23 protein-coding genes are annotated in these 22,770 nt (G+C 69.3%); 3 read left to right on the forward strand and 20 right to left on the reverse strand.

The genetic code is table 11. The features are described 5' to 3' along the window. Window positions 1-6: 6 nt before the first annotated feature. The gene (locus ACW7G5_RS02225) at window positions 7-2,121 is read right to left on the reverse strand and encodes a phosphoglycerol transferase I (protein WP_457001430.1); all 2,115 of its coding nucleotides are present in this window, start codon (window positions 2,119-2,121) and stop codon (window positions 7-9) included. A 222-nt stretch (window positions 2,122-2,343) separates the two neighbouring features. After that, window positions 2,344-3,852, reverse strand: a complete 1,509-nt coding sequence (locus ACW7G5_RS02230; RefSeq protein WP_457001431.1) for a M20 family metallopeptidase — start codon at window positions 3,850-3,852, stop codon at window positions 2,344-2,346. 199 nt (window positions 3,853-4,051) lie between these two features. Between ACW7G5_RS02230 and ACW7G5_RS02235 the strand changes: the two genes are divergently transcribed. After that, entirely contained in the window at window positions 4,052-4,390 is a 339-nt protein-coding gene (locus tag ACW7G5_RS02235; RefSeq protein WP_457001433.1) for a ComEA family DNA-binding protein, read from the forward strand. A gap of 115 nt (window positions 4,391-4,505) precedes the next feature. After that, window positions 4,506-5,123 carry a HutD/Ves family protein gene (locus ACW7G5_RS02240; RefSeq protein WP_457001434.1) on the forward strand — a complete coding sequence of 206 codons (618 nt, stop codon included), beginning with the start codon at window positions 4,506-4,508 and terminating at the stop codon, window positions 5,121-5,123. A 90-nt stretch (window positions 5,124-5,213) separates the two neighbouring features. On the opposite strand, the gene ACW7G5_RS02245 is transcribed toward ACW7G5_RS02240, so the two are convergent. From ACW7G5_RS02245 to ACW7G5_RS02305, 13 genes are all read right to left on the reverse strand, one after another. Next, a complete protein-coding gene (locus ACW7G5_RS02245) occupies window positions 5,214-6,908 on the reverse strand; it encodes a sulfite reductase subunit alpha (protein WP_457001436.1) in 1,695 nt (564 codons plus the stop codon). Next, a complete protein-coding gene (locus tag ACW7G5_RS02250; RefSeq protein ID WP_457001438.1) occupies window positions 6,905-7,888 on the reverse strand; it encodes an FAD:protein FMN transferase in 984 nt (327 codons plus the stop codon). Before ACW7G5_RS02250 ends, ACW7G5_RS02245 begins: the two co-directional genes overlap by 4 nt. Beyond that, the gene (locus tag ACW7G5_RS02255; RefSeq protein WP_457001439.1) at window positions 7,888-8,757 is read right to left on the reverse strand and encodes a DUF4198 domain-containing protein; all 870 of its coding nucleotides are present in this window, start codon (window positions 8,755-8,757) and stop codon (window positions 7,888-7,890) included. Before ACW7G5_RS02255 ends, ACW7G5_RS02250 begins: the two co-directional genes overlap by 1 nt. Before the next feature lie 48 nt (window positions 8,758-8,805). After that, the gene (locus ACW7G5_RS02260) at window positions 8,806-9,321 is read right to left on the reverse strand and encodes a DUF2271 domain-containing protein (RefSeq protein ID WP_457001441.1); all 516 of its coding nucleotides are present in this window, start codon (window positions 9,319-9,321) and stop codon (window positions 8,806-8,808) included. A 17-nt stretch (window positions 9,322-9,338) separates the two neighbouring features. Further along, window positions 9,339-9,980, reverse strand: coding sequence for a PepSY-associated TM helix domain-containing protein (locus ACW7G5_RS02265; RefSeq protein WP_457001443.1), 642 nt, complete (start codon window positions 9,978-9,980; stop codon window positions 9,339-9,341). Between the two features lie 19 nt (window positions 9,981-9,999). Then, window positions 10,000-12,378 carry a TonB-dependent receptor domain-containing protein gene (locus ACW7G5_RS02270; protein ID WP_457001445.1) on the reverse strand — a complete coding sequence of 793 codons (2,379 nt, stop codon included), beginning with the start codon at window positions 12,376-12,378 and terminating at the stop codon, window positions 10,000-10,002. A gap of 193 nt (window positions 12,379-12,571) precedes the next feature. After that, a complete protein-coding gene (locus ACW7G5_RS02275) occupies window positions 12,572-12,907 on the reverse strand; it encodes a non-heme iron oxygenase ferredoxin subunit (protein WP_457001446.1) in 336 nt (111 codons plus the stop codon). After that, window positions 12,904-13,428, reverse strand: coding sequence for a GNAT family N-acetyltransferase (locus ACW7G5_RS02280; protein ID WP_457001448.1), 525 nt, complete (start codon window positions 13,426-13,428; stop codon window positions 12,904-12,906). Before ACW7G5_RS02280 ends, ACW7G5_RS02275 begins: the two co-directional genes overlap by 4 nt. A 28-nt stretch (window positions 13,429-13,456) precedes the next feature. Further along, window positions 13,457-14,674, reverse strand: a complete 1,218-nt coding sequence (locus ACW7G5_RS02285) for a cysteine desulfurase (RefSeq protein WP_457001450.1) — start codon at window positions 14,672-14,674, stop codon at window positions 13,457-13,459. Continuing rightward, entirely contained in the window at window positions 14,674-15,945 is a 1,272-nt protein-coding gene (gene sufD, locus ACW7G5_RS02290) for a Fe-S cluster assembly protein SufD (RefSeq protein ID WP_457001452.1), read from the reverse strand. The genes ACW7G5_RS02285 and sufD overlap by 1 nt, the downstream gene beginning before the upstream one ends. Continuing rightward, window positions 15,945-16,712, reverse strand: a complete 768-nt coding sequence (gene sufC / locus ACW7G5_RS02295) for a Fe-S cluster assembly ATPase SufC (protein WP_457001454.1) — start codon at window positions 16,710-16,712, stop codon at window positions 15,945-15,947. The genes sufD and sufC overlap by 1 nt, the downstream gene beginning before the upstream one ends. 126 nt (window positions 16,713-16,838) lie before the next feature. After that, entirely contained in the window at window positions 16,839-18,317 is a 1,479-nt protein-coding gene (gene sufB / locus ACW7G5_RS02300) for a Fe-S cluster assembly protein SufB (RefSeq protein ID WP_457001456.1), read from the reverse strand. Between the two features lie 17 nt (window positions 18,318-18,334). Next, on the reverse strand, window positions 18,335-18,805 hold the full coding sequence (locus ACW7G5_RS02305; RefSeq protein ID WP_457001458.1) for an SUF system Fe-S cluster assembly regulator: 471 nt from the start codon (window positions 18,803-18,805) through the stop codon (window positions 18,335-18,337). A gap of 194 nt (window positions 18,806-18,999) precedes the next feature. Here ACW7G5_RS02305 and ACW7G5_RS02310 point away from each other — a divergent pair, with 194 nt between their 5' ends. Further along, the gene (locus ACW7G5_RS02310; RefSeq protein ID WP_457001460.1) at window positions 19,000-19,497 is read left to right on the forward strand and encodes an SET domain-containing protein; all 498 of its coding nucleotides are present in this window, start codon (window positions 19,000-19,002) and stop codon (window positions 19,495-19,497) included. A 30-nt stretch (window positions 19,498-19,527) separates the two neighbouring features. Here the strand turns inward: ACW7G5_RS02310 and ACW7G5_RS02315 are convergent, their stop codons facing one another. The 5 genes from ACW7G5_RS02315 to ACW7G5_RS02335 all read right to left on the reverse strand — a co-directional run bounded on the left by ACW7G5_RS02315 (window position 19,528) and on the right by ACW7G5_RS02335 (window position 22,701). Then, window positions 19,528-20,322, reverse strand: a complete 795-nt coding sequence (locus ACW7G5_RS02315; RefSeq protein WP_457001462.1) for a hypothetical protein — start codon at window positions 20,320-20,322, stop codon at window positions 19,528-19,530. A 91-nt stretch (window positions 20,323-20,413) separates the two neighbouring features. After that, window positions 20,414-20,845, reverse strand: a complete 432-nt coding sequence (locus ACW7G5_RS02320) for a hypothetical protein (protein WP_457001464.1) — start codon at window positions 20,843-20,845, stop codon at window positions 20,414-20,416. A 68-nt stretch (window positions 20,846-20,913) separates the two neighbouring features. After that, window positions 20,914-21,510 carry a M23 family metallopeptidase gene (locus ACW7G5_RS02325; protein WP_457002824.1) on the reverse strand — a complete coding sequence of 199 codons (597 nt, stop codon included), beginning with the start codon at window positions 21,508-21,510 and terminating at the stop codon, window positions 20,914-20,916. Continuing rightward, window positions 21,507-22,157 (reverse strand): tellurite resistance TerB family protein, encoded by a 651-nt coding sequence (locus ACW7G5_RS02330; protein WP_457001466.1) that lies wholly within the window; start codon window positions 22,155-22,157, stop codon window positions 21,507-21,509. The genes ACW7G5_RS02325 and ACW7G5_RS02330 overlap by 4 nt, the downstream gene beginning before the upstream one ends. A 154-nt stretch (window positions 22,158-22,311) precedes the next feature. After that, complete coding sequence (locus tag ACW7G5_RS02335) at window positions 22,312-22,701, reverse strand: HU family DNA-binding protein (RefSeq protein ID WP_457001468.1); 390 nt, start codon at window positions 22,699-22,701, stop codon at window positions 22,312-22,314. Between the last annotated feature and the right edge of the window lie 69 nt (window positions 22,702-22,770).

Consider the following 22,770-nt stretch of genomic DNA (forward strand, 5'->3'; position numbering starts at 1 on the left):
CATGGCTCAGGACTGGGTGTCTCCAGGCGTCGGCACCAGCGCTATCCGTTCGACGTCGATCTCCTCGGTGTAATCCAGCCACACGCGAATCACCAGCTGGTCCGCTGTCGAATCCAGCCATAGCGGCAGGCGGATCCGGCCGCCGCGGCCGTGCGGTTCAACCTGCACCCATTCGCGCGCGCGGATCACCTTGCCGTCATCGGATACGGCTTCCAGCCAGAACGATTGCCCGGGTGGGCCGCGAGTGTGCAGGCGCAGCTGGTACCGGCCGGCCGCCAGCGGCTGGCTTTCCGCGCTCAGGGTCAGGGGCCGGCGTGGGCGCGGACGCGCGTCGGCGACCGTCTCCAGTGGCGCGTCGACCTGGATGCCCTGCTGCAGCTGCGTGTCCGGATACAGGGTCAGGCCGTTGCGGCGGTCCACCACCACTGCGCACCATTCACCGCTGGATGGATCGTCGAGGAATGCGGTGCAGCGGTCGACGTAGGCCAGGATGTTGTCCGGATCGCTGTCGGCGAACTGGCGCGGCGCGTCCTCCAGCACGATCGACTTGATGTTCCAGCTGGTGTCGTATTCGAGCATGACCGGTGGCTGGATCCGCTGCAGGCCAGCGACGACCAGGTCGTTTTCGATTCGCAGCGTGCGCGTCCGGGTGCCGGTCCACAGCTGCCGGGCGAAGCCCAGGTAGAGCGGATAGCGCGCGCCGTCGTCGGCCAGCGCTGCGCTGCTGGCGCTGGCCGAAGGCGTCTGCGCGAGCAGCGACCGGCCGAAGCCGAGCTTGCCCATTGCGGGGTCGAGCAACTGCAGCAGGGTTGCGCCCGAGTCCAGGGTGCTGCCAGCGCGGACGAGCTGCCGCGGCACCAATCCGGAGCCCAGGAACAGCAGCAGGTTTTCCCGGTCCAGCCCGGCCAGTACGTGGCTGAGATCGTTGGGCATGGCCAGGTGATCGGACGCCACCACGATCAGGGTGTCGTCAGCGTAGGTGCTGCCGCGGATCTTCCCGACCAGTTCGGCGATCAGCCGGTCGCTGCACGCCAGTGCGTGCAACAGGTCGATGTCGCCATGTTCGCTGTCGTAGCGGACGTCGTGGCATGCAACCGGCAGATGTCCGGCTGGATGGTGGGTGTCCATCGTCAGTGCGGTCAGCATGAACGGCTGGTCGGCGGCCGACAGCCGCATGAAATCTTCGAACACGTCCTCCAGCAGCACGTCGTCGTGCACGCCCCAGTTGGAGAAGTGCTTGCGTGCTACCCCCTTGTCGCGGAAATGACGCTGGTCCTTGACCGGATCGAAGCCATGGCTGGCAAGAAACTTGTCCTTGGCAGCAAAGGCGGTATCGGCGCCACCGCTGAAATGCACCGCATATCCCTGTTGCTTGAGGTAGTCGCTCAGGCAGTGGGCGCCGGGCAGGAAGCTCTCCATCCGGCCCATGCTGTTCTCGTCGCCACGGGCCGTGGTCAGCGGTACGCCGCATAGTGACGACACCATTCCTGCGATGGTCCAGCCGCTGCCGGGAGAAGATGCAAGACCGCGGAAATCCAGTGCTTCGCCGGCCAGGCGCGACAGGTTCGGCATCAGCCCGGGAAACGCCCGTGGGTCGAAGTAGGTGCGCTCCAGGCTCTCGGCATAGATCCATACGATGTTCTTGCGCTGGCGCAGTGGCCGGGCCGGGACCACGTATTCGGATGCCACCTGGGTCGGGTCGACGGGGCGCGACTCCTGGTACAGGCGCATCGCATCGTTGGCCAGCGGGCTGCCCAGCACGGCCATGGTGAATGCCGTCAGGAAGCCGGCGGACACCCAGACGTGGTGGCGGCGCTGTGGAGGTCGGCAGAGGCGCAGCCGCATGAGGGGCATGAGCGATAGCAGCGACAGCGCGATCAGGCCCGCGATCGGTCGTTTGAAGTCGCCGATCCCGGCGCCATCCATTCCGCTGGAGAGGTGGTACACCGTGGCGGCGTTGAAGCCATCGCCACTAAGCTGGTCAACGAACCACCACAGGCTCAAGGCCAACAGGAAGCTGCTGAGCAATGCCGCCTGCATCCGGGCACGGCCAGGGGCAATCAGCAACAGCGCCAGCATCAGGGCCACGCAGGTTCCCGGTACCCAGGTTGGCAGCGTCATGCCTCGCCGTTCCAGCGATGGCCGTTGGTTCGCAGCGGATGGAAGCTGCTCTTTCGTTGGGGACTCATGGGCAGTGATCGTCTTCAGCGCGGCCGGCGGACAAGCTGCCTGTCGCTTCCTGAATGGGATGTATTTCCATCGCGGCGCACCCGGTCGGGCGGACGCCGCCACGACATCGGCCGCCGGAGTCGCTGGACTCGAAGGCGGCCGAACAGCCGCCTGTCAGCAGCAACCGTGGTCGCCGTGCCGCGTGCCGCTGTCGGCGGCGACGGCCGCGCCCGTGGTCTCGCCGCGCGCGCTTGCGGCCTGGTGGGCGGCGATCACCTGCGCCACGCTGGCCGTCACCCGCTTGCCCATGTCGATGTGCAGGAACTCGTTGGGTCCGTGGGCATTGGAGTGCGGGCCGAGCACGCCGGTGATCATGAACTGCGCGCCCGGGAACTTCTCGCCGAGCATGCCCATGAAGGGGATCGAGCCGCCTTCGCCCATGTACATGGCCGGGCGCTGGTAGAAGGCCTGGCTGGCGGCGTCGATGGCACTGTCCAGCCATGGCACCATCGCCGGGGCGTTCCAGCCGCTGGATGCCTTCTCGAGTTCCAGGCTGAGCTTCGCGCCATTCGGCGGGTCGCGCAGCAGGGCCTCCTGCAGCAGCTCGCCGGCGCGCTTGCCGTCGAGCGTCGGCGGCAGGCGCAGCGACAGCTTCACCGCCGTCTCCGGGCGCAGCACGTTGCCGGCCGATTCCAGCGAGGGCATGCCGCCGATGCCGGTGACCGACAGCGCCGGGCGCCAGGTGCGGTTGAGCACCAGCTCGGTGAGGTCGTTGCTCATCGGCGTCATGCCGGGCAGGAAGGGGAACTTGTCGAACACGGCCGTGTCGAGAACTTCGGCGCATTTCCGCGCCTGCGCGAGCCGTTCGGCCGGGACCTCCACGTGCAGGCCGTCCAGCAGGATGCGGCCGGTGGCCTCGTCCTCGATCCGCGAGAGCAGCTGGCGCAGCAGGCGGAAGCTCGACGGCACCACGCCCGACGCGTCGCCCGAATGCACGCCTTCCTCCAGTACCTTGACCGTGAAGTTGCCGCCGGCCAGGCCGCGCAGCGAGGTGGTGCACCAGAGCTGGTCGTAGTTGCCGCAGCCCGAGTCCAGGCAGACCACCAGCGAAGGCTGGCCGATGCGGTCGGCGAGGTGGTCGACGTAGGCGGGCAGATCGTAGCTGCCGGATTCCTCGCAGGCCTCGATCAGCACCACGCAGCGCGCGTGCGGGACCTTCTGCTCCTGCAGGGCCATGATCGCGGTCAGCGAACCATAGATCGCGTAGCCGTCGTCGGCGCCGCCGCGGCCGTAGAGCTTGCCGTCGCGCAGCACCGGCTTCCACGGGCCGAGGTCGTCGTCCCAGCCGGTCATCTCCGGCTGCTTGTCGAGGTGGCCGTAGAGCAGCACGCAGTCGTCGGCGTTGCCGCCGTTGGTCGCCGGGATGTCGATGAAGATCAGCGGCGTGCGGCCTTCAAGGCGCACCACCTCCAGCTGCATTCCGGGGATCGACTGCGCGCGCGCCCAGTCTTCCATCAGCTTGACCGCGTCTTCCATGTAGCCATGTTCAACCCAGTCGGCATCGAACATCGGCGACTTGTTGGGAATGCGGATGTATTCCACGAGCTGCGGCACGATTTCATCGTCCCACTTGGCGGATACGAACTTCTCGGCGCTGTCGGGGTTGATCAGGCTGGTGTCCATCGCGGATGCCCTTTTTCGGGGGGAAAGCCCGATTCTACGCCGCCGGCGTCAGGGTTTCCGGACGATGCGATGCGTTGCAGGCCGGCGCTTGCGCGGGCGTCGTGGCGATGGCCATGGCCTGCGGCAGGCGTCGAGACTGGCCACGCCGGCGCCAGGATGGCCCGGTGGAAAGGAAATCCAACCATGCAAGGAGAGCGCCATGATTCCCCTGAAGTCCGTACTCGCACCCGTGCTGTTGTCGTTGCTCATGGCCGGCAGCGCCTTCGCCAGTGACAAGGTCAACATCAATACCGCCGACGCCGCGACCATTGAAAGCGTGTTGGTCAACATCGGCATGTCCAAGGCCGAGGCCATCGTCGCCTATCGCAAGGCCAACGGCGCGTTCAAGAGCGCCGACGAACTGGTCAACGTCAAGGGCGTGGGCTTGAAGACAGTCGAGCGAAACCGCGACCGCATCGTCGTCGGTGGCGACGCGGCCAAGGCTGCCGCGGCCAAGAAGCCGGCGCCCGCCAAGCCCGTCGCTGCGTCCACGCCCTGACACGGCTTCGTGTTCCGGGTGCAGGGACGCACCTGGCGCGGCAATGGCGTAGCGGGACGCAGGGACGCGTCCCGCGCGCCTTCGAAGGGCACGCAGGCGGCGCTACACTGCCGCCATGTCCAGCGACGCGGCCTTCGCACGCCACCTTCCCGCCAATGACTACCGGCGCCTGCGCTGGCGCAACGGCCTGGGCTGGACGCGCGAGATCCACGCAGCCTCTCGTGGCGCCGGCGAAGGCTGGGACTGGCGGCTGTCGATCGCGGAGATCGAAGCCGACGGGCCGTATTCCATCTTTCCCGGCGTGCAGCGCGAGCAGGTACTGCTGGCCGGCGAAGGCCTTGTGCTGGACTTCGGCGAAGGGTCGGAGCGCGTGCTGGCACCACCGCACGGACGCCAGCGCTTCAACGGCGAGGCCGCGGTGCAGGCCCGGCTGCAGGCGGGACGGGTCGAGGTGTTCAACCTGATGTGGCAGGACGGGCGCGTGGCACCGCAGCTGTGGCATCGGCCGCTGGTGGGTTCGATGCTGCTGTTCGTCGATCCGGGCGCCGCGTGGGTCGTGCACGTGATCGCGGGTCAGGCCACCGTCGGCGGCGACCATCCGATGCCGCTCCTGGAAATGGGCGACAGCGCCCTGCTGGATGCCGATGCCGCGCGCAGGCGGCGCTGCCTGATCGAAGGCGCCGGCGAGCTGCTGCTCATACGCATCGAGCCATCGCCGCCGAACAACATGTAGGAGCAGCTACAGCTGCGACCCGGACGGCCGCACCGCCCGCGGACCCTGCCGCAGGCATTCCAAGGGCACGACCCACGCACGGCTCGGGCCTCAATACACATCCCGCCGGTAGCGTCCGTCCACGCGCATCCGCTCCACCGCGGCATCGCCCAGGATGTCCCGCAGCGCGGCGTCCACGCCCGGCGCCATGCCCTGCAGGCTGCCGCAGACCAGGATCGTGGCGCCGTCGTCGACCCACTGGCGCAGGCGCGTGGATTCGGCGCGCAGGGCGTCCTGCACGTAGCCATGATGGATGGCCGCGGCGTCGCCGGCGACCGCCGGCGCGGGAAGTCCGGCGCCCTCGGCATCGCGCGAGAACGCAAGGTCCAGGCGCGCCAGCGCGTCGTCGCCGAGCCAGCGCAGGATGTCCTCGTGCAGGTGGAAGTCGCGGTCGGCGCTGCGCTCGCCGAACAGCAGCCAGCTGCGGTGGCCGCCGGCGGCGATGCGCTCGGCCAGGTGTGCGCGCAGGCCGGCGATGCCGGTGCCGTTGCCGACCAGCACCAGCGGCGTGCCGGCGCCGGGGCCGTGGAAGCCGGGGTTGGCGCGGATGCGCAGGTCGATCATGCCGCCAGGCTGGGCGTGGTCGCAGAGCCAGCCGCTGCCGATGCCCGGGCTGCCGTCCGGACGCAGCATGCGCCGCAGCAGCAGGCGCAGCCTGCCTTCCCCGGGGACCGATGCGACGGAGTATTCGCGGTGCGGCAACGGCTCCAGGCGTGAGGCGACGCCCTGGGCGTCGAGTCCCACGAGTTCGCCTGCATCGGGCAGGTGGGAGCGCGCGAGCAGGTCGCGCAGGGACACGCGTCCGTCGCCCACGCGCACCTGCGTCGCGGGATCCAGGCCGGTGGCGACGAGCAGGGCGACCACGGCCCGGGGTGCCTGGCGCGGACCGATTTCGGCGATGTCGCCGGCGCGCCACTGCGGGTCGCTGCCGGCGGGCGGCAAGAGCAGCACTTCGTGCACGGCGCCGCCGAGGCTGCCGGGATTGAGTTCGCGCCGCGCGGCCAGGCTCCAGGGCGCATAGCGTGCGGGCGACCAGTCCGGCAGCTCCGGGGCACCGGCCGCGACGCCGAGGTGGTGTTGCCAATGGCGCAGCGCGGCGGGATCGCCGTTGTCGACCTCGACGATGTCGAACAGCGGGCTGGCCCCCGCGTCGCGCAGCCACTGGTCCAGGGCGTGGCCGAAGGCGCAGTAGTTCTGGTAGCTGCGATCGCCCAGGGCCAGCACGGCGTAGCGGAGGCCGGGCAGGGCGATGCCGGCGTGCATCGTGTCGCGGATGAAGGCTGCCGCCGGGTCCGGCGCGTCGCCTTCGCCGGTGGTGCTTGCGACGAACAGCACCTGCCGCGTGGCGGCGAGCGAGGCGGCATCGAGCGTGGCGATGTCGCGCAGGCGGGGGTGCAGTCCGGCGCTGCGCAGTGCGTCCGCCGTGCGCCGGGCGAAGTCCAGGGCCTGGCCGGTCTGGCTGGCGTGGACCACGAGCCAGTCAGCGTCATCGGGCGCGTCGGCGCCAGCGGCTTCGGAGGCGACCTGCGCACGCGCGCTGCGACGGGCGTGGCGCAGCTTCGCGGCGCTGGCAGCCAGATAGGCGGCCGCAAGCAGGACGGCCAGCCATCCCTGCGTGGCGCCGGGCGGGCCGGGCCACCAGGCCTCGTCGTGCAGCGGGACGAAGGCCAGCGCGGCTGCGGACAGGGCGAGCAGGATGCCGGCCTGTGCGGCGCGCGCGCGCCGTGCGGCGGATGCTCTGCTCACTGCGGGAGTCGCCGTCTGAAGGCGTCCGTGGCGCGTTCGCGCATGCCCGTGGCGTCACGCAGTACGAAGCGCGCGGCCATGCCGCGGGCCTGCGCCAGTTCGAAGCCGCGCCCCGGCCCCAGCACGGTCAGCGCCGTCGCCCAGGCGTCGGCTGCGAGCGCAGTGTCGGCGACCACGGTCACGGCGGCCGGGGCGTGCTCGACCGGGGCGCCGGTGCGCGGATCGATCGTATGCGAATACAGGCGGCCGCCGTGCTCGAAGCGGTGCCAGTGGTCGCCGGAGGTGGCGACCGCGGCGGCGTCGAGCTGGATCACGCAGGGTGCGGCAGCGCCATCGTCATCCGGCCAGGCTTCGGCCAGGACCTTCCACGGCGTGCCGTCCGGCTTACGGCCGTAGCCGCGCAGTTCACCACCGACCTCGACCAGCGCGGCAGGCACGCCGCGCGCCTGCAGCCAGTCCACCACGGCGTCCACGCCATGGCCTTTGGCGATGCCGGACAGGTCGAGTCCGGCGCCACCGGGCTGCAGCGCCCGCTGGCCGGCCGGATCGAGAACGACCCGCTGCCAGCCGGTACGCGCGCGCGCCGCGGCCAGCGTCTCTGCGTCCGGCACGCGTCCGCCGCTGCCCCGGGGACCGAAGCCCCAGGCTTCGACCAGCGGCCCGACGGTCGGGTCGACGGCGCCGCCGCTGTCCGCGGCGATCGCCAGCGCCTCGTGCAGCACGTCGAAGAACGGCTGCGGCAGCGCTTGCCACCTACCCGCGGGCGCGCGGTTGTAGCGGCTGATGTCGGAGTCGCGCTCCCAGGTGCTCATCTGCGCGACCACGCGATCCAGGCAGGCCTGGATGCCGTCGTGCAGGACGTGCAGGTCGGCGCCGGAGGGCGCCGCCACCGACGCCCGCCAGAGGGTGCCCATGGTGGCGCCGCCCAGCGCGTGCACCGCGAGGGCGGGGCGCGCGTCGACGGCGCCGTGCGGACCCATTACTGCGGCAGCACTTCCAGGGTGGCGACGTAGCCGAGGCGGCGACCGGTGGCCTGCGGCAGGCTGGCCTTGTCGTCCTGCAGGCCGGTTTCCAGCCAGTAGATGCCGGCCTCGGGCCAGGTCACGCGGAGCAGGCCGCCGGCGTCGGTGGTCGCGGCAATGTCGTCCTGGGCATTGCGGTAGCGGGTGCCGCCGCGAACGATCTCGAACTCGAGGCCGGCGGCCGGCTTGCCGTCGACCAGGATGCGGAAGGTCGCTTCTTCGCCCGCGAACAGGTCGTTGGGATGGGTCACCGGCTCCAGCTCGATGCCCGTGCCGGTGGCGACAAGCGCGGTCGCGTTGGGCGCGCCGTTGGTGACGAAGGTTTCGACGCGGCGGACGGTCTCGGTGACCTGCAGGTTCTGCGCGTCCTTCGGCACCTTGGTGGCCAGGTCCTCGGCGGTGGCGCTGCGCAGGAAGCCGCCGCGCGCGGCGGGACCGGTGGCGGGCTTGCCTTCGGCCTCGGCTTTCGCCTTCGCGGCCAGGCTTTCGGCCGTGTCCCAGCGCGCCGACATGCCGCTGCCGGCGTTGGCGATGCGGTAGGTGCCCTGCTGCACGAGCTGCACGTCGAAGGTGCTGCGGTACTTGCCGGTGGCGCCGTTCGCCAGCTCCGCACTGCTGCCGTCGGGCGCGGTCACGGTGATGCCGTCCAGGCGCATCGGCACGTGGTCGGGGAAGAACAGCTGGTTGGACACCGCGGCGTCGAAGGTCACCCAGACGTCACTACCGTTGACCACGGCCTGCGACGGGATGATCCACTGCTTGTGCGCGGATGCGCTCATGGGCAGCACGGCGGCGAGTGCAAGGGCGAGTGCGATGGTCTTCTTCATCTTCGGTCTCCGGAAGGGAATGCGTGTCGTGTGGGCGGGTGGGTGGGATCAGGGCTTGATGGCGAGGCCCACCGCGCCGAGTTCGGTCTTGCCCTGGGCCTTGCCCGACTGCGCGGACGTCGCCGGCCAGTCGAAGGGGATCTTCAGCAGCTCGCGGCCGCCGACTTCGCGAACGGCTTCCACCACCACGCTGTAACGCCCCGGCGCGAGGCCGGACAGCCGCGGGTCGCGGGCGTTGAACTTCAGCGCATGGCGGCCCGCGGGACGGGTCGGGCCGCTGACGCCGTCCACCGGCATCTGCTGCGTGCGCCCGGACTTGCGCCACCACTGGCGCAGGTCGGGCAGCCACTTGGTGCCGTGGCCTTCGGCGGTGTCCTTCATCATGTACCAGACCGAAAGATCGGCCGCGGCCTTGCCGTCGGCACCTTCGACATAGACCGCGACGTAGGGACGGTGGTATTCGGCCACGGTCATCGACGGGACTTCGACCTCGACGGTCAGCTCCGCGGCGTAGACCGGCGTGGCCAGCAGGCCGCCGAGGACGATGGTCAGGGGAATGCGCATGCGTGGCCTCTCGTGGATCAATGGATGAACAGCAGGGCGAGCAGCACCGGCACCACCAGGCCCAGCCCCACCCAGGGCCAGGTGGAGGGGCGCTGGCGCGCGTGCATCTGCAGAAGGAACAGCCCGGTCAGCGTGAACACGATGCAGGCGATGGCGAAGATATCGATGAACCAGCCCCACGCCGGCCCGGAATTGCGGCCCTTGTGCAGGTCGTTGAGGTAGGAGACCCAGCCGCGGTCGGTGCGTTCGTACTCGACCGCACCGCTGGCCTTGTCGATGGCAAGCCAGGCATCGCGGCCGGGGCCGGGCATCGACAGGTAGACCTCGTCCTCCGACCATTCGGCCTCGCGGCCGCCGGTGGGTGCGCCGAGTTCGTCGCGCAGCCAGCGCTCGAGCTCTCGCGGCAGCGGCGCGTTGCCTTCGGCGTGGGCGTCGAGCTGCGGCAGCAGCGCCGCGGGCAACTCAAGCTGGCGGTTGTCGACCTCCGGGCTGCCCTCGATCTTCGCGGCGTGGTTGAGCGTGATGCCGGTGACCGCGAACAGCAGCATGCCGACCAGGCACACCGCCGAGCTGATCCAGTGCCACTGGTGCAGCGTGCGCAGCCAGAAGCCGCGGCGCTGGGCCGCGGCGTTGCCGGAAGGTGCGGAGGGTCGGGTCACGTCGGGCCGGCGTCGCGGGTCAGAACTGCACGTTCAGGCTGAGCCACAGGTTCCGCGACTTGTCCTTGTTGTTGTAGTCGTCGTAGTAGGTGGGCTCATAGGCGCCGGTCGGATCCTGCGTCCAGACGGTGCGGAAGCTGGTGAAGTCCTCGTCGAGCAGATTGTTGATGCGCGCGTTGAGGCGGACGTTCTCGCTGAAACGGTACTGCGCGCCGAGATGGAGGACGGTGTAGTCCTCGTAGTCGTGGCGGACGCCGTCGATCACGTCGCGGTAGCGCTTGGAGCGGGTTTCGGACAGCAGCTGCATGCTGAAGTCGTCGGTCGCCTGCCAATTCAGGCTGGCGTTGACCATGTGCTTCGCGGTGTTGGTCAGCGGCAGGCCCTTGTCCTCGCCGCTCAGCTGCTCGCTGTCGGTGAAGGTGTAGTTGGCGCGCAGCGACCAGGCCTCGCTGATGCCCCAGCGACCGGCGACTTCGGCACCCTGGATGCGCACCTCGTCGATGTTGATGTTCTGCGCGTACGTCGTGTAGCCGAGCAGCGCGAAGTCGCCGAGGTTTGCGCAGGGGCGGACGCCGCCGGTCTCCTCGCAGCTCTGGCTGGTCTCGCCGCGGGCGATCTTGTCGTCGAAGTCGTTGCGGAAGATGGTGATGTTGAAATTGTGCCCGCCCTCGGGCGCGGTCCAGTACAGCGCGACTTCGGTGTTGACGCTGGTCTCCGGCTCGAGGTCCGGATTGCCGACGAAGGGCGACGTGCCCTGGCCGCCGAAGCCGATGATGCCGTCGTACAGGTCGGTGGTCTTGGGCGTCTTGTAGCCGGTGCTGACGCCGCCTTTCAGGGTCCAGGCCGGGGCCAGGTCCCAGACCGCGTACGCGCGCGGGCTGAGGCGGCTGCCGAACATGTTGTGGTCGTCATGGCGCAGGCCGACGGTGATGGTCAGCGCGTCGACGGGATTCCAGTTGTCCTCGGCGAACACCGACCACATCTTGTGCTCCTGCACGGTACCGGCGCCGTCACCGCCGCCTTCCATGCCGAACACGCCGTCCTCGAGCTCGCCGTCGACGACCTGGCCGCCCACGATCACGTGGTGGTTCGCGCCCAGCGCGAAGTCGAGCTTGCCGTCGAGCGTGTACTGGCGGCTTTCCATGGTGCGCTTGGGGCGCGGCAGGAAGGCTTCGACCGCCAGTTGCTGGCGCTCTTCGCGGCCCATGCCGGCGTAGGGACCGGTTTCGCAGACGGCGGCGTTGTCGCAGTAGATGTCCTCGTGCAGCAGGCGCTCGGCGACGGTGAAGGGCAGGGTGCGGCCGTGGTTGGCGGTGTCGATATGCGACAGCGACAGGAAGCTGTTGCCGAAATCCCACTGCCCCTGGTGGGTCACGGACCACTGGTCGCGGGTGAACTCCTGGTCGGCGGCGTAGCCGACGCGCGGCGGGGCGCGCCAGATGCCGCCCAGCCCGTCCACCGTGCCCAGCGGATAGGTCTCGGTACCGAGGTTGTTGATGTACGGCGTGTTGTCGTACACCTGCTCGGATTTGTCGTATTCGAACACCACGCTCTGGAACTCGCCGGGCGTCCAGCTCAGGGTCACGCCGGCGCTCTTGTTGGTGTTGTCGACGGTCTTGCCGCCGCCGCCGAAGCCCAGCGAACGCTCGAACTCCGTGCCGTCGGGCGCGGTGATGACTTCGTACTCGGGCGTGGACGAATTGCGGTCGTACCACGAGCCGCGCACGCCCAGGCCCAGCGTGTCCTCGATCAGCGGACCCATCACCGCGAAGTCGAAGGTGCTGTCGCTGCCGAAGTCGTCGTTTTCCTGCAGGTTGTGCGACACGGTGGCCGAACCCATCCAGCGGTCACCGACCTTGCGGGTGATGATGTTGATCACGCCACCCAGCGCGTCGGCGCCATACAGCGTGGACGCCGGCCCGCGGATCACTTCGATGCGCTCGATCATGTCCAGCGGCGGCACGTGGTTGAACTGGTTGCCGCCGAAGTTGTTGGGGTAGATGTCGCCGTGGTTGTTCTGGCGCTTGCCGTCGATGAGGATCAGCGTGTATTCCGGACCCATGCCGCGCATGCTGACGGTCTTCTGCCCGGTCTTGTCCGAGGTCTCGCCGACGTCGACGCCCTCGAGGTCGCGCACGGCGTCGGTCAGGGTCACGTAGGGGCGCGTGGCCAGGTCCTCGCGGGTGATCACGCTGATGCTGGCCGGCGCGTCGGTGAGCTTCTGCTCGAAGCCGGCGGCGGTCACCACCAGGGTGTCGAAGGTGGTGGCGTCGCCGCCGTCAGGCGTCGCGTCCTGCGCAAAGGCAGGCGACAGCGGCAGCAGGACGGTGATTGCGGAAAACAGGGCGGTGCGCACGGGCGCGCGGCGCACGCTCAGGCGGGCGGCGAGGGTGGACATGGACGGGCGAGCTCCGGAAATCAGTGGGGGTCCACGTCTGGCGGCGGCTTGACGGGGAAGGCGTGCGCGGCAACCCGGGGGCCGTCCGCACGCATTCAGCGGACCGCCATGGTAATGAGAACCATTAGCAACCGCAACGGGGAATCATTCACCCCAGCTCCCACACCGGATCCCCACGAGGTGCATCAGGGACTCAGTCCCGGTCGTCCCTCGTCCACACCCCGCCATCCGCCTCCCGCTTGACCGGGAACTTCGCCACGGGCTCGTATGCAGGCGCGCACAGCGCACGGCCGTCGCGGACATCGAACTTCGCCCCGTGCAGCACGCACTCGATCGTGCCGTCAGCCGGTTCGAAGGTCCCGGCGGAGAGTTCGAAGTCCTCGTGGCTGCAGACGTCCTCCAGCGCATAGATCTCGCCGTCGAGGTTGAGCACCAGGATCGGTGCCCCGCTGACCTCGTCGAACACGGTCTTCATTTCGCCCGGCAGCAGCTCGGCGCCGGGGCAGACGAAGGTCCAGGCTTGGCTCACAGCATCTTCTCCAGAACCTCGAACCTGAGGTCGTCGCGACGGGGAACGCCGAAGCGGGTATCACCGTAGGGAAAGGGCCTGTATTCGCCGGTGCGGCGGTAGCCCAGGCGCTCGTACCAGGCGATCAGCTCGTCGCGCAGGTCGATCACCGTCATCCGCATGCGCGAAAGGCTCCATTCCGCGCGCGCGATGCGTTCGCACTCGCTGAGCACCGCGCGCCCGATGCCGCCGCCCTGCAGGGTCGGCTCGACTGCAAACATGCCGAAATAGCCGGCGCCGCCTGCATCGGCGACGTGCGCGCAGGCAAGCGGCGCGCCGTCGCGCAGGGCCAGCAGCACGCGGCTGCGCGGTTGCCGGATGTCGGCGCGCACCACGTCGGGGTCGATGCGTTCGCCATCGAGGAAGTCAGCCTCGGTGGTCCAGCCGGCGCGGCTGGCCTCGCCGCGGTAGGCGCGGGTGACCAGGCGCACGATGGCATCGATGTCGGCGTCCGTCGCCGCGCGGAAGCGGAGTTCATCCATGGCGTGATTTTGCCTGTTCGCGCCCGCGTCACGCCAGCAGCTTGCGGACCTTGCGCAGCGCGGCGATGAAGGCGTCGATCTCGTCATGGGTGTTGTAGAAGGCCAGCGAGGCGCGGCAGGTGGCGGTGACGCCCAGCCACTCCAGCAGCGGGTGCGCGCAGTGCTGGCCGGAGCGCACGGCCATGCCCTCGAGGTCGAGCAGGGTGGCGAGGTCGTGCGAGTGCACGCCGTCGATCGCGAACGAGACCACCGCGGCCTTGCCCGGCGCGGTGCCGAAGACGCGCAGGCCTTCGACCTTCGCGAATTCTTCGTCGAGGTGCGCCAGCAACGCCTGCTCCCGGGCCTCCACGCGATCCATGCCCAGCGCCGACAGGTAGTCGACCGCGGCGCCCATGCCGACGAAGCCGGCGATGTTCGGCGTGCCGGCCTCGAACTTGCGAGGCGGGTCGTTGAACACGGTGCCGCCGTCCAGCCGCACCTCCTTGATCATCTCGCCGCCGCCGATGAAGGGCGGCATCGATTCGAGGTGCTCGCGCCGCGCCCACAGCGCGCCGGTGCCCGTGGGCGCGCACATCTTGTGCCCGGTGAGCGCGTAGAAGTCGCAGCCGATGGCGGTGACGTCAACGGGGCGGTGCGGCAGCGCCTGCGAGCCGTCGACCACGGTCACGATGCCGCGGCGGCGCGCCTCGCGGCAGATGTCGGCCACCGGGTTGACGGTGCCGAGCACGTTGCTGACGTGGGCGACGGCGAGCAGCTTCACCTCGCCGGTCATCTTCGCGCGCAGCATGCCCATGTCGAGGCTGCCGTCGGGCAGCAGGTCGACGACCTCGATGCGCGCGCCGGTGCGCTGGGCGACCAGCTGCCAGGGGACGATGTTGGCGTGGTGCTCCATGCGCGTGAGCAGGATCACGTCGCCGGGGCCAAGGCGCGGCAGCGCCCAGGAGTAGGCCACCAGGTTGATCGCGAAGGTGGTGCCGCTGGTGAGCACCAGTTCGTCCGGCCGCACCTTGATGAAGCGCGCCAGCTTGCCGCGCGAGGCCTCGAAGGCCTCGGTGGCCTCGCTGCCGAGCTGGTGGACGGCGCGGCTGACGTTGGCGTTGTGGCGGCGATAGAAATCGTCGACGGCATCGATCACCACGGCCGGCTTCTGCCCGGTGTTGGCGGAGTCGAAGTAGACCAGCGGCTTGCCGTGGACCTCGCGCGCCAGCAGCGGAAAGTCCCTCCGCACCGCGGCCCAATCAGCCATCACACGAGTACCTGCGCTTCGACCGCCCGGTCCAGCCTCGCCTGCAGCAATTCCCGGTGCGCCGGCGTCTCCACCACCGCCAGCAGCGGCTCACGCACGAACGCCGCGGTCATCAACGCCCGCGCCTCCGCTTCCGGCAGCCCGCGTGATCGCAGGTAGAAGATCGCGGCGTCGTCGAGCTGGCCGACGGTGGCGCCGTGCGCCGCAGTGACTTCGTCGGCGTGGATCACCAGCACCGGCTGGGTGTCGATCTCGGCGGTGTCGGACAGCAGCAGGTTCTTGTTCGACAGCTGCGCGTCGGTGCCATCGGCGCCCTCGCGGATCTCGATGCCGCCGTGGAACACGGCGCGGCCGCGACTGGCGGCCATGCCGCGCCAGAGCAGTTCGCAGCGGGTGTCGCGGGCGATGTGCTCGATGCCCAGGCGCGTATCGAGGTGGCGGCGGCCGGCGGCCAGCAGCACGCCGTTGGCGATCAGCTCGGCGTTGTCGCCCTCCAGGCGTACGTTGAGCTCGTGGCGCGACAGCGCGCCGCCCAGCTCCAGGTCCAGGCGCCGATAGCTGGCGTCGCGGGCAAGCACGGCGTCGGTGCGGGTGAACAGCGTGGCGCGGTTGGACTCGTCCTGGATGCGCGCGTGGCGCAGCACGGCGCCGGCGGCGAGATGCACGTGGGCGATGGCGTTGCCGAGGTGGGCGTGGTCGCCGCCGGCAATGTGATGCTCGATCACCGTGGCCGAGGCGCCGCGGCGCAGTTCGATCAGGTGGCGTGCGTGCCAGGCGAGGTCGCCTTCAGCCGGCAGTCCCAGGAACACCAAGTGCACCGGCACGTCCACCGCCACGCCTTCGGCCACGCGCAGCACGGCGCCGTCGTCGGCAAGCGCGGCGTTGAGGCGCGCGAAGACCTCGTCGGCGCGCTCGTAGCTGCGGGCCAGCACATTGCTTTCGCGTGGATCGGGATCGGCCAGGGCCTCGGCCATCGACAGCAGGCGGGCGCCCTCGGGCAGGCCGGACGCGTCGGACAGCGCAGCATTGAAGCGGCCGTTGGCGAAGACCAGGCGCGGTGCCGGGATGTTGGCGAGGAGCGCCGGATCCACGTCCGCATGCGGCAACGGCGCCGGCGAGAAACCGCGACGCTCCAGCGCGCGCAGTGAGGTGTATTTCCAGGCCTCGCTGCGCGCGTGCGGCAGGCCGTCGCGCAGCGCGGCATCAAGCGCGGCGCGGCGTGCGCCGCTGCCGCTGAAGCCGGTCGAGAGGGAGTCGAGCAGTGCGGTCATTACGCCACCGCCTCCGGCACCTTGCGCTCGCGCAGCCACTCGTAGCCCTGGGCCTCGAGCTGCAGCGCAAGCTCGGGCCCCCCGGACTCGACGATGCGGCCATCGGCCAGCACGTGCACGTAATCAGGCTTGATGTAGTCGAGCAGGCGCTGGTAGTGGGTGATCACCAGGAAGGCGCGGTCGGGCGAACGCAGCGTGTTGACGCCGTCGGCGACCTGGCGCAGGGCGTCGATATCGAGGCCGGAGTCGGTCTCGTCCAGGATCGCGAGCTTCGGCTCAAGCACCGCCATCTGGAAGATCTCGTTGCGCTTCTTCTCGCCGCCGCTGAAGCCCTCGTTGACGCCGCGGTGCAGCAGCTTGTCATCCAGGTGCAGGACGCCGAGCTTCTCGCGCACCAGCTTCAGGAACTGCATCGAGTCGAGTTCGGACTCGCCGCGCGCCTTGCGCTGCGCGTTGAGCGCGCTGCGCAGGAAGTAGGTGTTGTTCACGCCCGGGATCTCGACCGGGTACTGGAACGCGAGGAAGACGCCGGCAGCGGCGCGCTCCTCCGGGTCCAGCGCCAGCAGGTCGGCGCCCTCGAACTCCACCGTGCCCGCGGTGACGTCGTAACCGTCCCGACCGGCGACGATGTTGCCCAGCGTGGATTTGCCGGCGCCATTGGGGCCCATGATGGCGTGCACCTCGCCCGGCTTCACCTCAAGGCTCAGGCCCTTGAGGATTTCGCGATCGCCGGCAACGGTGGCGTGGAGGTTCTCGATCTTCAGCATGTCGGTCTCTTGTGTGTGGGAACAGCCGGCCTGCGGGCCAGCCCTTCAGAATTTCGGGGAAGCGTCTGTAGGAGCAGCTATAGCTGCGACCCTGACCTCCGTTACCGGGGCGCGATCCGGGCGACCTCAGCCCACCGAGCCTTCCAGGCTCACTTCCAGCAGCTTCTTCGCCTCCACCGCGAACTCCATCGGCAGCTCGCGGAAGACCTGCTTGCAGAAGCCGTCCACGATCAGGCTGACCGCGTCCTCCTCGCCCAGCCCGCGGCTGCGGCAATAGAACATCTGGTCGTCGCTGATCTTGGACGTGGTGGCCTCGTGCTCGACGGTGGCGCTGGGATTCTTCACCTCGATATAGGGGAAGGTGTGGGCGCCGCATTCCTTGCCGATCAGCAGGCTGTCGCACTGCGTGTAGTTGCGCGCGCCTTCCGCCTTCGAGCCGATCTTCACCAGCCCGCGGTAGGTGTTCTGGCCGCGGCCGGCGCTGATGCCCTTGCTGATGATCTTCGACTTGGTGCGCTTGCCGAGGTGGATCATCTTGGTGCCGGTATCGGCCTGCTGGCGGTGGTGGGTCAGCGCCACCGAGTGGAATTCGCCCGACGAGTCGTCGCCGAGCAGCACGCAGCTCGGGTACTTCCAGGTGATCGCGGAGCCGGTCTCGACCTGGGTCCAGACGACCTTGCTGCGTGCACCGCGGCACTCGGCGCGCTTGGTGACGAAGTTGTAGATGCCACCGACGCCGTTCTCGTCGCCCGGATACCAGTTCTGCACGGTCGAATACTTGATCTCGGCGTCATCGAGCGTGACCAGCTCGACCACGGCCGCATGCAGCTGGTTCTCGTCGCGCATCGGCGCCGTGCAGCCCTCGAGGTAGGACACGTGCGAGCTTTCCTCGGCGATGATCAGCGTGCGCTCGAACTGGCCGGTATGCCCGGCGTTGATGCGGAAGTAGGTGCTGAGCTCCATCGGACAGCGCACGCCCTTCGGGATGAACACGAACGAGCCGTCCGAGAACACCGCCGAGTTCAGCGCCGCGAAATAGTTGTCGCCCACCGGCACCACGGTGCCCAGATACTGTTTCACCAGCTCCGGATGTTCCCTGATGGCCTCGGACATCGAGCAGAAGATCACGCCCTTCTCGGCCAGCTCCTTGCGGAATGTGGTGCCGACCGAGACCGAGTCGAACACCGCATCCACGGCCACGCCGGCAAGCCTGGCGCGCTCGTGCAGCGGCACGCCGAGCTTGTCGTAGGTGTCGAGCAGCTCCTGCGGCACTTCATCCAGCGACTGGTACTTCGGGCCCTTGGGCGCGGAGTAGTAGCTGATCGCCTGGAGGTCGATGGGCGCGATCGAGAGCTTGGCCCAGTGCGGCACCGGCATGGTCAGCCAGTGGCGATAGGCGGCCAGGCGCCACTCGGTCATCCACTCGGGCTCTTCCTTGATCGCGGACAGGGCACGGACGGTGTCCTCGTCCAGGCCGGGCGGCAGCGAATCGGACTCGATGTCGGTGATGAAGCCGGCGTCGTAGCGACGGCCGAGCTGCTCGTGGATCGCCTCGTTGGCGATGGGTTCGATGGGTTCGATGGGTGCTTCGATCTGGGTGGCCATGGGGGCTGCCTGGGTCTTCATATGGTGGCGAGGCGGGCGGGGATGCGCTTTGACGCACCGGGCCCGGCCCCGGGATGGGGATCGCGCGGCGCTTCGAGCATCTGCGCCAGGCTGACGCCGCGCAGGGCGTCGGCGACGATGTCGTTGATGCGCCGCCAGTTGGCGCGCGCGCCGCAGTGATCGGCGATGCCGCAGCTGGTGTCTTCAAGGCTGCATTCGGTCATTGCCAGCGGCCCTTCCATGGCCTCGACGATGGCGATCAGGCTGATCTCGGACGCCGGCCGCGACAGCCGGTAACCGCCGTGTGCGCCGCGGAAGGCCTCGAGCAGCCCGGCCTGTGCCAGGGGCTTGAGCAGCTTGCTGACCGTGGGCGGCTCCAGCCCCGCGCGCTCTGCCAGCTCGACCGCGCTCAGCACGCGCTCCGGCTCCGCGGCAAGCACGGTGAGCACCACGGTGGCGTAGTCGGTGAGGCGGGTGACGCGGAGCATGGGGGTGGCGATCCTCTAATCAGGACCGAAATTGTACCATTTGCGCCGGTCGCGTCCAACCCGCTTCCGCCGGCGCGCGAGGCACGCGAGATCGCAGCTGTGGCTGCTCCTGCAGGGGGTGGCGGCGCGTGTGCGATGGAAGAACGCACGCGCTTCCACCACAATGACCGTTTCCCAGCGAGACGATGCCGCAGATGGCCAAGAGCAAGGACAAGTCCGGCAAGAAGGACAAAAAGATCGAGGCCCGCCAATCGGAGATCCACGGCAACGGCGTGTTCGCCACCGAGCTGATCGAGAAGGGCGAGCGCATCGTCCGCTACAAGGGCAGGCTGCGCAGCCATGACGAGGTCGATTCCGAGTACGGCGAGATCGACGAGAACGGCCATACCTTTCTGTTCACGCTCAACGACGACTACGTCATCGACGGCAACATGGACAGCGGCGTCGCGCGCTGGATCAACCACAGCTGCGCGCCCAACTGCGAAGCGCTGGTGGAACAGGACGACAAGGGTCGCCCGCACAAGGACAAGGTGTTCATCGAAGCGCTGCAACGCATCGAGCCGGGCGAGGAGCTGACCTACAACTACGGCATCACCCTGGACGAACGCCACACGCCGAAGCTGAAGAAGCTCTGGGGCTGCCGCTGCGGCGCGTCGGAATGCACCGGGACGATGCTGCAGCCAAAGCGCTGATCCACCCCGGCGCGTCCATCCCGGCGCGCCTCAGGGCTGCAGTTCGCGCAGGTCCGCCGAGACGATGTGCCAGCCCGGCACCGCGCCTTCCACCACCGAGCTGCGCATGGCGAAGCTGCCGGCCTGGCGCTGCTCGCGGCCGTCCGCGCCGCGGCTGGTGATGGTCACCGGGACCTCCACGTAGCGCGAGCCGGCGGCGCCCTCGACGCGGCCCGGGGCGCCGATCGAGACGCGGATGACGCGGGTGTCCTGGAATGCCGATGCGAACTGCTCCGGCGTGCGGCCGCTGCTGCGACCGCCGTCGGACCAGGCGGCATATGCGCGATTGAAGTCGCCGGCGCTGATCGCGTCGTAATAGGCGCGGACCGCGGCGGTCGCATGCTCCGCGGACGCTTCGGTGGAGGGCTGAGCGGGCATCGCGGCCGCGCCTGGCAGGGGCTCGGCGCCCAGTCCTGTCTCGGGATTGTCTTCCAGCGGCGGCAGCGTGCCCTGGCCCACGCGGACGTCCGCGAAATGCGGCAGCGTCTCCTGGCCGGAACCCGCACCATTCGCATCCGGCAGCGCGGGAAGCGCCATGCCATTCGAGAACAACGCTGCGCCCGGCTCGGCGACATCGGCCAGCGGCGCGGCCGAACCGGCAAGCGGGACGGCGCCGGGACCGGGTGCATCGGGCATGCCGGTCACGCCACCGCTGCCCGGCTGCGCGGGCGCTGGCAAGGCTTCGAAATCCTCCTCTGTGACCGCGGCAGGCGTGACGGTCTCATCGCCGCAGCCCGCGAGGGCGAGTGCCAGTACGGCAATGGACAGCAGTTGCAGTGGGTACATGGCGGCGTGTACGTGTGCGGGGCTGCGCCAGACGATACGCGCCGGCGATGAACGCATCGTCAGCGCCCGCTGCTGCTCCGGGAGCGTCGCCTCAGGGCAGAGAGGTGAGCACCCGCCGGTGCGGCTGCAGCCACGCCAGCAGCATCCCGAGCAACACCATCGCAACCAGGTCCAGGGCCACCTGGAGCAGCATCAGCGATAGCGGCAGCGGTTGCCCGACGAAGGCGAGGATATGCCAGGGCACGTAGGAGACGAGGGCCACCGCCAGCCCGAAGCGCGCGCCGCGGCCGAGGTCGACGCCATCGCTGGCGGGCATGCGCCGGTACAGCCAGGTCATTGCCAGGCCGAGGGACAGATACGCGGGAATGATCCATGCGGCCTGCGCGTTCGCCTGCTCCGACGAGCGATAGAGCTGGGCGAGTGCCTGGTAGTCGGGCCGCAGCAGCAGTCCGTGGACCAGGAAGCCGAGCAGCAGGCCGGCCGCGCCGACCACGATCCCGCAGATCCAGAAGCGCTTGTCCATGCCGGTCCAATGGAGCGCGGCGTGCCGCGCGATGGCCAAAGCCTAGCGCCGTGCCGCGCAGCCGTCGATCACGGCCGCTCGACCGCCGCGTCCGGTGCCATGCCGCCACGTGCGTGCGCACGCAGCAGAGGCAGCGGATCGATGGCGCCGCCTTGGCCATAGATGCCGTAATGCAGGTGCGGCGGGGTGCCGCGCGCATTGCCGGTGTCGCCGACCATGCCCAGCGCATCGCCGGGCCAGACCACGTCGCCGACCACGACGCCTTCTGCCCAGTCGTCCAGGTGCGCGTAATAGTGGCGCTGCCGCGCCGGGCCGGTAACCCAGACCTGGCGGCCGCCGAGCCCGCCTTCGCGCACCGCGGTGACGATGCCGCGCGTGGAACTCGACACCACCGTGCCGCGCGCCGCGAAGATATCGACGCCCTCGTGCCTGCGGTCACGCCCGCGCGGTGCGCCAAAGGTGTCGGCAACCCGGTTGGCCTCCACCCCCTGCACCGGCATTGCCACCGCAACCGGCGGCGGCATGCGCGAGAGTTCCCATTGCGCGCGTGCCTTGGCCATGAACGGCTGGTCCCAGGCCCAGTACGCCAGTGCAGCGAGTGCCGCCAGGACGAACAGCCAGGCGACCAGGCGTGCAACCAGGCGGACGGGCGCGGGCACCGTCAGCTGCGCTGGAGCTCGTTCGACAGGCGCTGGCGCAGGTCCTCGTCGAGCTTGAGCTGGCGCGCGAGTTCGTCGAGGTAGGCGCGCTCCATGAAGTTCTGCTCGTCGACCGCCATCAGGCTGGCCAGGTACATCTCCGAAGCGATTTCAGGCGTGGTCGCTGCGCGGGCGACCTCGGCCGGGTCCAGTGGCTTGGCCAGCTCGGCGTGCAGCCACTGCTGCACTTCGCTGTCCGGGTTCAGGCGTGCGAACTCGCCCTCGATCACCCCGCGCTCGCGCTCGTCGATGTGGCCGTCGGCCTTCGCCGCGCCCACCAGTGCGCGCAGGATCGCCTCGCTGTGCAACGCAGCCTGCGGCGGCGGCAGCCGGTCGACGGTCTGCGGCGGCGCGGCCTGGGTGGTGCCCTGCTGCGTTTTGTAATCGCCGTAGGCCTTGTAGGCCATGACCCCGATCGCGGCCAGGCCGCCATAGGTCGCGAGCTTGCGCGTGGACTTGTTCTTGCCCAGCAGCAGGCCGAGCGCGCCGCCGGTGATCGCGCCCTTGCCGAAATCGGCGTTGAGCAGGCTGCCGCCCGCCGCTGGCTGCGCGCCCGATGCCTGGGTGGCGGACTGGGACTTGAGGAGGTGGTCGAGGAAGCCTTGCAGGTTCATGCGTGTGCCCTGGTGCTACGTGGAGGGGGCCGGCATGCCGCCGGCGAACGGACGAGGATGCGCCGAGACGTGTTGCGGAAACGTTGTCGTGGCTCTGAAACGACTCGGGACGGCAACTGCCGTCCCGAGCAGGTGAAGCATTGGAGCGTCGCGATCAGGCAGCGGCGTCCTTCAGCTTCTTCAGCGGACGCACCTTGACCTTCACCGAGGCAGGCTTGGCAGCGAACCACTGCTCTTCCTTGGTGAACGGGTTGATGCCCTTGCGCTTGGGCTTGGCCGGCACCTTGACCGAGGTGATCTTCAGCAGGCCCGGCAGGGTGAAGCTGCCGATGCCCTTCTTGTTGACCGAACCCTGCACCGCGCCCTCGAGCGAGACCAGCACGGCACGGACGTCCTTGGCTGCAAGGCCGGTGGCCTCGACGATGTGCGCGACAAGGCCGGACTTGGTCAGGGCTTCCTTGATCGGCTTCGGCGCGGCCGGCTTGGCAGCAGCGACTTTCTTCGGGGCGGCCTTCTTAACCGCCTTGGTTGCTTTCTTCGCCATGTTTTTGTGATTCCGTTTATCGGTAATGGAGTAGTCGGGCCGACCCCGTCGGCAACCGCAATGTAGGGC

The organism is Luteimonas sp. A501, assembly GCF_054052085.1.